Annotated in this window: 8 protein-coding genes; 2 read left to right on the forward strand and 6 right to left on the reverse strand. The window is 39.4% G+C overall.

The window, feature by feature from the left end; genetic code table 11:
* A partial coding sequence (locus tag VNZ46_RS21880; protein ID WP_325562591.1) for a TonB-dependent receptor plug domain-containing protein occupies nt 1-1,409 on the reverse strand: 1,409 nt, incomplete at its 3' end.
* A gap of 22 nt (nt 1,410-1,431) precedes the next feature.
* Entirely contained in the window at nt 1,432-2,718 is a 1,287-nt protein-coding gene (locus VNZ46_RS21885) for a TlpA disulfide reductase family protein (protein ID WP_325562593.1), read from the reverse strand.
* 347 nt (nt 2,719-3,065) lie between these two features.
* On the opposite strand from VNZ46_RS21885, the gene VNZ46_RS21890 reads away from it, so the two are divergent.
* Together VNZ46_RS21890 and VNZ46_RS21895 are read left to right on the forward strand one after the other, a co-directional pair.
* A complete protein-coding gene (locus tag VNZ46_RS21890) occupies nt 3,066-3,869 on the forward strand; it encodes an SDR family NAD(P)-dependent oxidoreductase (RefSeq protein ID WP_325562595.1) in 804 nt (267 codons plus the stop codon).
* A gap of 17 nt (nt 3,870-3,886) precedes the next feature.
* Nucleotides 3,887-4,540, forward strand: coding sequence for an HAD family phosphatase (locus VNZ46_RS21895; protein WP_325562597.1), 654 nt, complete (start codon nt 3,887-3,889; stop codon nt 4,538-4,540).
* 315 nt (nt 4,541-4,855) lie between these two features.
* On the opposite strand, the gene VNZ46_RS21900 is transcribed toward VNZ46_RS21895, so the two are convergent.
* From VNZ46_RS21900 to VNZ46_RS21915, 4 genes are all read right to left on the reverse strand, one after another.
* Nucleotides 4,856-6,127, reverse strand: coding sequence for an alpha/beta hydrolase (locus VNZ46_RS21900; RefSeq protein WP_325562599.1), 1,272 nt, complete (start codon nt 6,125-6,127; stop codon nt 4,856-4,858).
* 62 nt (nt 6,128-6,189) lie between these two features.
* Complete coding sequence (locus tag VNZ46_RS21905; protein ID WP_325562601.1) at nt 6,190-7,608, reverse strand: DUF3943 domain-containing protein; 1,419 nt, start codon at nt 7,606-7,608, stop codon at nt 6,190-6,192.
* A 103-nt stretch (nt 7,609-7,711) separates the two neighbouring features.
* Entirely contained in the window at nt 7,712-8,518 is an 807-nt protein-coding gene (locus VNZ46_RS21910; protein ID WP_325562603.1) for a DUF4249 domain-containing protein, read from the reverse strand.
* Between the two features lie 5 nt (nt 8,519-8,523).
* The gene (locus VNZ46_RS21915; protein ID WP_325562605.1) at nt 8,524-10,854 is read right to left on the reverse strand and encodes a TonB-dependent receptor; all 2,331 of its coding nucleotides are present in this window, start codon (nt 10,852-10,854) and stop codon (nt 8,524-8,526) included.
* Nucleotides 10,855-11,055: the final 201 nt, after the last annotated feature.

Below are 11,055 nucleotides of genomic sequence, written 5' to 3' on the forward strand. Positions count from 1 at the left end.
TTGTTTTCTATTATGTTATGCGTGTAATCATCCAAAGGATAATAATTCCAGTCCAAAAGTTTATGGTTTGAAATTCCATCCAGGAAGGATTGCCTGTAATCTTTGATGACAGCTAATTTTTGCCCGAACTCATCTGCCAGCCTGGTGTAAGGAGGTAAATTTCCATTTGCCGTTTTAAGATCAAAATACCCAGGTTTTCCATTACCGGCTTTGCTCTTGGTTAAATATAAAGAAGCACTGATCTGCAACCGTTCTGATGCCTTCCAGCTGTTGCTCAGCTGTACATTCAAACGGTTGTCTTTTGCTGCCAATTCACTGATATTTTGGTCGTAGCCAGCAGAAAATAACCAGGAATAAGCAGACGAACCACCTCTTGCGCTCAATGCATACTGCTGGCCAACTGCTGTTTGATAAAAATACTTATTCAGATCATTTCGGTAGTCATTCGATCTGTAGCTGTCAAGCTGTATCCGCACCTCTTCTGAACTAAGTGCACCATTTAGCTTTTTAAATAAAATTTCATACACTGGTGAAAAAGGAGGTTGATTGATATTGGAAACATCTCCTACTTTATACTTCTTATCGAATAAATTTTGTTCCAGGTCAATATACTCACCTGAAGACATTTGCGGCAAACTAAAAAGATCAGGCTTTGCAGTAAAAGAAATATTGGAATTAAAGTCTACACGAAGCGGCTGATTAAAACGTCCTTTTTTTGTCGTAATTACAATGACCCCATTTCCAGCTTTTGTACCCCAGATAGAAGCTGCAGCTGCGTCTCTGAGGATAGTTATATTTTCTACATCATTTGGGTTAATGTTTTTAAGGTCACCGTTATAAGGAAAATTGTCAACAACAATAAGTGGCCCTTTAACGCCAAGAATAGTAGTTTGTCCACGTATCATTATATTCTGTGTTCCCGAACTTACACCGGTATATTTGTCAATAGAAAATCCGTTAGCAACCGCCTCCAGACGGTCAAGAACATTTCTGCTGACCTGCTCATTGAAAGTTTTAAGATCGACCGTGCTAAAAGAACCAGTGGCCCGCTCTTTCGGAATAACCTGATAGCCGGTAAATACACTAACTTCCTGAAGCGTACCTGCCTCGGCTCGCATTTGCAACTCAAGGAATACCGCAGTGCCTGAGATGGGTATTGTAAGCCTCTGATAGCCAACAAAAGTAACTATAAGCGAATCTGGCAGTGAGCTGGCAGTAACCGAAAACAGACCGTCATACCCGGAGTAACTGTGCCCGCCAGATAATTTCATTTGCAAGCTTGCTCCCGCCATCAGCTTGCCCGTTGCTGCATCAACAATTCTCCCCTTCACTATTTTCTGCCCGTTATTGTTTTGGGCCATTAAAAAGAACGGAATTAGAATACAACATAACAAGTTATAATATCTCATATGATTTAGTTTAAAAGGATATTTATAATTTATTTACAGGTCTAAATACCAGCACAGCAAGTGTTCTTAATTGCTCAGTAAGGCTCAAACCCTGCTTTTCTAAACAAGCTTTAAGTGCAGGCAAATTAGTGAGGTCCTGTGGTAAGTCCAGGTTGACCGGAGTGGAAAAACCGCTTTCATCCAGTAGGGGCAATGACAACTTTTGATTCAAATGATTAATCAATAGTGATAGTTGCTGCCCGCGAATATAATTTCGTGTTTCCTGGCTATCAAAAAGATATCCAACAGGCAATCCGGAATCGAATTTTCTATATCCGACATCTTTAAGTACAAGACAGGTAACTCTTTTTTCTTCCAGTGCCACACTCCAGCCGAAGTATTGTTCCAGTTGCATCCGCATCCTGGATTTCACGACATCTATACTGGAAGGCGGACATATCAGTTCGAAACAGAAGTTAGGGGATTCCTCCGTTTTTCGCTGCAATATATTCAGAGAGTCGGACATGATATAAATGCGGTTCCTGGGAATAGACATTGCATTATAGGCCAGTCGGAACAGATCAATCCTGGAGGCATTCAAACAGCAATACCGCTGTATCATTCCAGACTTATTTTTGGTTGCCAGTGTTTGAGACGCGATTCCGGAAATAGCTCCCGATATTTGAGAACGATACAGAATCTGATCTCCCGTCCCTCCATTGCCTCCAAAAAACAATGGCTTATCAAGATCAAAATCTAAAACATCCTTTTTAATATCCGGTTTAAAAACCCCAAAATTCAGCACACTCCTGATATGCTCAGCAGAAAGCTCCGAAGAAGACGTCGTGGCAAGGACTGTGTCATTTCTGAGCCAGACATAGTGCGGAATCATTTGATGTCTGAACAGTCTACTCAACACAGTATCCTTAACTAAAGAAGATAATTCATATCCTGAATGTCTACTCCGCTCCAGCAATGTTTTTACTTTTTCAGGACTATCCCCTGTATTCTGACTGTTAACCAGGAGAATCTTTAAACTCCCGGGAAACAGTTTTTGCAAAGAATCCAGTTTCGGAAAAGCCGAAACACAAGCCCCGCACCAGGTGGCCCAAAAGTCCAGAATAATTAATTTACCCTTATAGCTTCTCAGCGTAGTTATTTTTCTTCCGTTGGGACCATTTATGACTTCCAAAGGCTTGTCTAACAAGCTATCTGGAACTGCTTCGCCCAATTCAACTGCCTGCAAGCCTGACGTTCCGCTTTGACCATAACTCGTAAAGCTTAGGCAAAGCAAAGCCATTACGATAGAAAATACCGTTTTTTTATACATGATTTTTTTTATTTGGTTAAGAAATTTTGATCGAATTCAAAGAATGGTTTCAATCCGGCGGGCAAATGATAAGTCTATATCTCATTCCATAACATTCAGCAAGAGGTTAAAAAATAAATACATTAATTATTAAATAAATAACAATACTAATATAGAAATATTTATTTTAAAACACACCAACAAAATCAACATAAAAACACATTTAAGATAAAAAAACACAATTAAAGAAACAATAAATAATCAAAAAGAAAATAAAAACTAAAAACAGGCAGGTAAAAATATATTAGCAATGGAAGATGAACCTACTTTAAGAGGGAATCTCCCCTAAATTATCTAGATTTGACCCTGTGAAAAGACTTGATTTTAAGAACAAATGGGTTTTAATAACCGGAGCTTCTTCGGGTTTAGGGCATGAAATGGCTCTTCAACTCGCTCATCAGCATAAAGCCAATTTGATTATTTCCGCCAGGAGGAAGGACAAACTGGAACAACTGAAAACAGAACTGGAACAAACTGGAATACAGGTAAAAATTATAGTTGCCGACCTTTCTGTTCCTGAAGATGTTGAACTTTTGATCAAAGACAGTATAGAAAAACAGCCACTCTATGCCGCTATACTAAATGCAGGAATAACCTATTTTGGATCTCACAGTGAAATGAAGCCTTCTGAATTTCAAAGACTTTTGCAAACCAACGTCACCAGTATAGTACGCATTACAAGCCAGCTTGTAAATCATTTTGAAGCGACTGGAAAAGAAGGGGGCTTAATGGTTGTATCCAGTATGGCTGCTCTGTTCCCTGTTCCGTATCAGGCAATATATTCTGGCACAAAGGCTTTTATCATGAATTTTTTTAATGCGTTATCGTTTGAATTAAAAAACACAAATTTTTCTTTAACGGTATATGCGCCCGGCGGCATAGCAACGGAGATGACGCAAGGAGAGAAATTCAACGACCTAAAAGGCTGGTTAATGCCCGTAGAACAAGCTGCAAAAGAAGGCATATACGCTTTGACCACCAGGAAATATAATTATATTCCAGGATTTATGAATCGTGTAGGAAGTAGACTCATGAAATTGCTATCTAAAAAGTTTATTATAGGCCAAATGGCAAAAACCTACCGAAAGTCTTTAAAACAATCCGGACATTAATTCACTAATTTTACCGCATGAATAAGGAAATTGCCGTTATCTTTGATATGGATGGTGTAATATGCCATACCAACCCCTACCATTCTCTTGCCTTCCGGGAGTTTTTTGCTAAATGGAATCTTTCGCCCACCGAAGAGGAATTTGCCAAACATATGTTTGGTAAAAGCAATAGTTATATTTTAAGCCACTTCTTCAACAGACCTGTAAGCGGTAAAGAACTTAGTGTACTTGAAAATGAAAAGGAGGCTCTTTTTCGCAAGATATATGAACCGCATATAGAACCCATAGCTGGTCTTATTGATTTTATAAATGAGCTTAAAGGCCATGATGTAAAACTGGGCGTAGCCACTTCAGCTCCCTGCGAAAATCTGGATTTAATTCTAAAAAAACTTCCACTAAGAGATAAAATGAGCTCTATACTGGCCAGTGAAGATGTAAAAAAACACAAACCAAATCCCGAAGTACATCTTAAATCTGCCCATAATCTAGGGGTGCCACCGGAACGTTGTATTGTATTTGAAGACTCTTATTCAGGTGTAACTGCTGCCTTGAACGCAGGAATGAAAGTGGTTGGCGTACTGACTTCGCATACAGCAACAGAATTACCTCCTTGCAGTTTATACATTAATGATTACCTGGATATATCCTATAAAACATTAGGCAACATATAGCTTCACCATACTATAAAACCAACATTAAATAAAAAAGGGTAAAACAAATCTGTTTTACCCTTTCTTTGTTGTCCGACCTGGATTCGAACCAAGACAAACGGTACCAAAAACCGTTGTACTACCCTTATACTATCGGACAATCCTAGTTAAAAGTATCTCCTTTCAACGGCCGCAAAACTATAAAGATTTTTCATTTCTACAAAACATTTATTCGAATTTTAATCGCCTAAAATGCGTTAAAAGCACATCCATCAAGCTATCAAACTGGGCAACAAGCCTCTACCCCCAAAACCAATGGACAAAAAAAGAATTCTTCTAACGAAGCTGAAGAATAAATTGAGTTAATATTGGTATTAAATCGGAATGAAGCGGGAGATCAGGCTTATTATATGTAGCAAAATTAGCCGCTTTTTCTGCCGGTGCATTTTTCAATACATGATTCATCTCTGGAATCAGCTTCAATTTGGATCCCGGTGCAGCATTGTGCAATTTTTGTGCATCTTCTATACCAATTTGAAGATCATGAGTTCCAGCAATGATTAATATTGGAACCTTCAATTTTGCGATCTCCAGCTGTGCATTGTATTTCACATTCGAAATCAGAAAAGGCTGAATAGCGGGCGAAAACAATGTAGACAACATACCTGGAAGAGGTTTATTAAAGGACTTACCTGCTTTCAAACTATCCATTGCTTCCGCTGCAACTTTAAAATCGGCAGGACTTAAGTCGGCCTTTAACTGTTTTCCGAGTAATGAAACCAGATCTGTAGCATACCCCGAAAGAGAGATAAATGCGGCCGGTTTCCTGTTTAATGCAGCAACCAGGCCAATGGCAGCACCTTCACTATGACCAGCAATAATCACTTTAGAAAATCTGGAGTCCTTTTTTAAAGAATCTACCAAAAGCACAGCATCGCCAATGAAATCATCAAAGACCAGGTTTTCCGGATTTCCTGAAAAAACACTTTTGCCTACACCTCTTTTATCATAACGTACAGAGGCAATTCCATGATCTGCAAGCCCCTTTGCCAACATTAAAAACGAATTGCTCGTTAAACCACCCTCCTGGTTCATATTCCTGTCGGTGGGGCCGGATCCAGAGATCAGAAGAACCACCGGTACCTTACCAGATGCCTTAGGCATGGTCAGTGTACCAACAAGTCTTGCAAGGGGTACTTTAATCACAAAATTATCCGGGCTTTTCGAACGTGTTGCACTATCGGCTGCCATTTCAATTTTTTTTTGTTGAATGCCTGCAATCATACCTCCTTTAAGTATCAGCGCTAAATCAACCAATCTCTTTTCAAAACTCATGCGGTATTCATAGATTTCCGATGCCGGACTACCTTCATAATGACTTTTCACAATTTGGCCAAGCTTCCCTTTGATCTGATTGATCATAGCTTTTGTTTTCTCTACATTTAAAACCGTCTGCATCTGCGGATCAAACAGCGTATAAAGACTATCCGCCTGACTTGAATTGTAATAACGTGAAAATTTATCAACAACCAATTGATCACCCACATTTTGAGCGCGGGCAAAAAAAGTTATTGTTCCCAATAATAATACACCAACTAATATTTTCATACATTTTAATCCAGGTGCCTGTTCAGTACACCATAAGCTTATCAAATAGAACTTATATCGGTTTAAAGATTAACATTATATCTGAAAGAAGCTCTTAAATAAGGATATTTCTTATCCACATCCTCATGATCCTTATAATTTCCTTCCAGTGTCAGATAGCCTGGTTCAGCACAAAAGGACAATCCAGGAGTAAATTCATATCTTATTTCTCCAGATACCGTATGTAGAAAATAATGTGACGCATTTCCGTTAATGGTTGTTAACCAGCCGCCCCGATAACTCGCTGAAAAATACAATTTATCATCAATATTAAATCCGGCAGACGCGGAAATACCCACACCAGAAGTGTAATCATAATTTCTTCCTTTAAACAAATAAGGGTCTGGCACTGCCGCCAAAAGCACAGGACCAATACCAAGGGTCGTATTCAATGTGATTTTAGAACGTAATTTATACTCTGAGATCAAATTCATTTTTACACTCTGTGCCCCATAAAAAAAAGCCCTGTTCCGGATATAATCATAATTAGCAGATAGAACGGCTAAATGCCTTTTTTGTTCGCCAGATCTGATTCTCCAGCCGGCAAGCGAGCCATAAACATTGATCGCATTCACAAAAGAACTATCATCTTTACCAAATTCAGCGTTGATATACATGTTGCTAAAGGGAACTCTGTAATTTTCATAAGCATTACCATACAGTAATTTCACGCGGCCATACCAGCCAAACTTGCTTTTTTTGAGGTCGCTGCCATTCTCATTGTTGTACCTGCGGATTCCCAGGTCAAGCTCCGCAGTCACTTTCGAGGAGTCCTGATCAACATGTTTACCACTTACCTTTCCCCATTTGCCATCCATGATCCTGGTCAGTCCATTCATAGGATTAACTATAAAACCAAGTACCTCACTGGCCTGGCGCCTGAAACCATATGTATGATTGTTAACGATCCGGTTAGACAGTCGATAGGTCATTTCCCCCAGAACAATTCCCCCAAATGTAGTATTGATAAAATCATTTGGAGAAGGCTCCTGATTTTCGGCAAAAGTCTCCCACAGGTAGCTACCTGCAACTACAGCAGGTGCTGATTGCCAAAAGGAATACCCATTTGCCCTAAAGGAACTAAAAAACAAACTTCCATGATAAGGATGTCCAAACTGATTGGTCTGAAATTCGTCATTATCCCAGGTCCAACTACTTGGTTTAAGATTATGGCCTACCGTCTTGAAAGAAATATAAGCATAATCTGCGTGGGTTATATACCTGTCGAAAGTGAAGGGTATTAACTCCGCAAGCCCAAACTGCATAGCAGCTCTGCCGAATCTCTTTGGAGGTTTAGGAAGATCCAGCTTCACCTTTCGGTTAACGCTGTCCCTCTTCAGGAGGCGTTCTGCATCGAAAGGAGACTGGGCTTTTAACTCAGCAATATAAAACCCAAAAAAAACAAAAAACAAAGCTAAATAGCGTGTAGAAACAAACTGCATAGGCGATGAATATGACGTTAATTTATACCTAAAAATAACACAATATGTTTAGATTAACTACAAATTCCGCTTAGCAAGCCACCTCTCACAGCAAAAAATCTTTCTATTTCACTTTATAAGAGACCTTTTCTGTAGTATGGGCACTAAAATAGCCCAATGCATTATGATTGATATTAGAAGGTGGATTACCGGGTGTTACCCCACCTCCTGGACCGTTCTTTGTCTGTTCACTCAATGTAAACCAGTAATTATAGACGGCTTTGTCAATACACTGCATTTCCACCTGCACTTCATCACCACCTAAAAGCTCTTTATTATCATCATCTTTACTGTAGTAAAGCAATTCAGCAACGTTATTTCCATTGGTAAAACGATCGTTACCAACAAATACCCGCTTCGTTTGTACATTATCAATCTTCATTATCCACCGGTATTGATTTACTTCTGCTGCCGGATCATTATAGTGGACCTGCAACTGTTTAACGTCGTTACCTCCAAAAGTAAAAACTTTTAAACTCAATGAATCCAAATGTACCCGCTTAGGCATAGTTGAACTGGCCATATATTCCGTACTGCTCACATTCACCTTAAGTGAATATGTTCTTCCTGAAATCCCTTTGAAAGGTGCAGAGGTATAGCTTCCGGGCTCACGCTCCTCAAAGGTCCAAAGATGGCCAATATCATCCGTTACTGTAACCTTCGCCCCTTTAACCGCCGGAAAAACATTCCGGTTAGTGTAAGGAACAGATTGACTGATCTTGATCAGCTGAGCCTCATTCTGGTCGGTTATATTTCCTTCTATAACCATCTGATTCGGCGCAGTATCCAGTTTCACATCAATTACTTTCTCGCAGGAAGACCAAACCATGAAACCCGCAAACAATACACTTATATATAATAATTTCTTCATGATCATTAAAATTTAAAATTATAGGTTACCGAAGGAATAATACCAAACAGACTTGTTTGAACAGCCTCTGTACGTGTGGGATCCTGTTTATTATCTCTAAAAGTAATGGCATATGGATTTTTACGGTTCAATGCATTATACAGACCAAAACTCCAGCTGGACTGATATTTCTTCGTTTCTCTGGCTTTAAGTGTTGCACTGAGATCCAGTCTTGAAGTATAAGGCATTCTGTTTGCATTTCTTTCCGTATAATAATAAGTAGTTAAACCACCGGTACTGTATTTACCTGCCGGATAGGTTACGGCATTACCAGTGCTGTATACGTAGTTGGCCGAAAAGGTCCATCTCGAACTGAAATTATATATCCCAACCAGTGAAAGGTCGTGCGTACGGTCTTGTTTTGCAGGGAAGTAATTCCCGCCATTTAAAGCATCGAACTGCCTTTCCGTTTTTGCCAGCGTATAACTGATCCACCCTGTTAACTTTCCTTTTGTTTTTTTTGCATAAAGTTCCAAACCATAAGCCCTTCCCTTTCCATAAAGTAACTCAGATTCCACCTCTGCATTAGCAATAAGCTCGGCTCCATTTTTATAGTCAATTTGATTTTGAAGCCATTTATAATAAACCTCAGCAGAAAATTCATAGGTATTGTCCTTTGCATTTCTGAAATAGCCCATGGCCACCTGATCAGAAATCTCCGGTTTTATATTATTGCTACTCATCACATACTGATCTGTTGGCGAACTGGTATTGGCATTAGTCAGAATATGAATATTCTGTGTATTCCTATTGTAGGAAGCCTTAACCGAATTTTGTTCACTTAAACTATAACTTGCTGAAAAACGAGGTTCCGCATATATATAAGTTTTCACAAAACTCCCTCTTTTTGCATCGTAACTGTCCACAATATCACCAGTCGCATCATAGGTACGGATCGTACCCGGGCCTAGCAACGAGAAGCTACTGATCCTTAGCCCATACAGCAACTCCAGTTTATCGTTCAATTTCCACTCATCAGACACATAGCCAGCTAATTCCAGTCCATAACGGTTTTCAACTGAAAGCGGGTTGATACTGGAATTCCCTGTTGTTGTAATATCTGAAGGTGCAATGCGATGATGCGTTGCCTGTGCGCCAAACCTAAAAATATGCTGGTTGGTAAAATACTGAAGATCCTCTTTCAGGTTAAAATCACGGATAAGGGAAGTAACCCTTGCATTATTATCCTTGTCCAGTAACTCAATAGCGTAATGATATTTGTTAAAAATAAATGAAGTATTGGAGAACAGCTTACTGCTGAAAACATGATTTAAACGTACAGTTGCTGTTGTATTCCCCCAGTCATTTGCAAAAAGGTCTTTAATACCGATATTATCCTGCCCAAAATACCCCGAAAGAAACAGTGTATTTTTATCGTCAAACCTATAATTTACTTTAGCGTTAATGTCATAAAAATTTAGGGTGTTGCTGTTTATAGAAGAATCGGACGAAGCCTTTAAAAGCAGATCGATATAGGTCCTTCTTGCACTCACCATAAAAGATGCTTTATCTTTTACAATAGGCCCTTCTACCTTGATCCTCGATGCAATAAGCCCAATTCCACCTTCTACACCAAATTCCTTACTGTTGCCATCCTGCATCTTAACATCCAGTACAGAAGACAGTCTTCCTCCAAACTGAGCGGGCATTCCGCCTTTATACAAACTCACATCCTTTATAGCATCTGAATTGAACGTCGAAAAGAAACCCAGCAGGTGAGAAGAATTGTAAACCGTTGCCTCATCCAAAAGGATCAGGTTCTGATCAGCAGCTCCTCCCCGAACAAAAAAACCGGTATTTCCTTCCCCGCCTGACTTTACCCCCGGCATAAGTTGTATAGTCTTCAATACATCCTTTTCCCCAAACAAAACTGGCACATTATCGAGGTCTCTCATATTCAGTTTTTCCAAACCCATCTGTGCACTCTTCACATTGTCATTTCTGCGGTCTTTAGCACTGATGACCACTTCCTGTAATGAATTTGCAGGATCAAGCCCTACATTTATTTTTAAATCTCCAGCTAAACTGATCTGTTTGCGATAGGTCAGGTAGCCCGCATAACTAACTGTCATGGTATACTCGCCCCCTTCGCCACTTAAAGAATAAAAGCCATAGTCATTGGCCGCCTTACCAAAACTATGGTCTGCATTTTGAAGTTTTACAGTAGCCCCAATCAAGGTTTCTCCAGTGGAAGCATCTCGGACAGTACCACTTAAAGTATATTTTTGCTGTGCAAACAGCTCGGGAATAAAAAGGAAAGTAAGAAAAAAGAGGAAGAGGAAATTCGTTTGTTTCATGTATTATGCCGTTATCTAGACCGGGGCCTAAAAATAGACTTTTTTTCAGTCTACGGTCACAATTAAATACACAATATCTAAAAAACCGTGTTATAAATACCTGGATTTATAACACGGTGAGCGGATTTACATCAAAAGGTCTTTAAGTTTTGCATCGATATCTTTTTCATTTCCGGAATAAACCAAAATCTTTCCTTCTTT

This window comes from Pedobacter sp., from assembly GCF_035566355.1.
Taxonomy (GTDB): domain Bacteria; phylum Bacteroidota; class Bacteroidia; order Sphingobacteriales; family Sphingobacteriaceae; genus Pedobacter.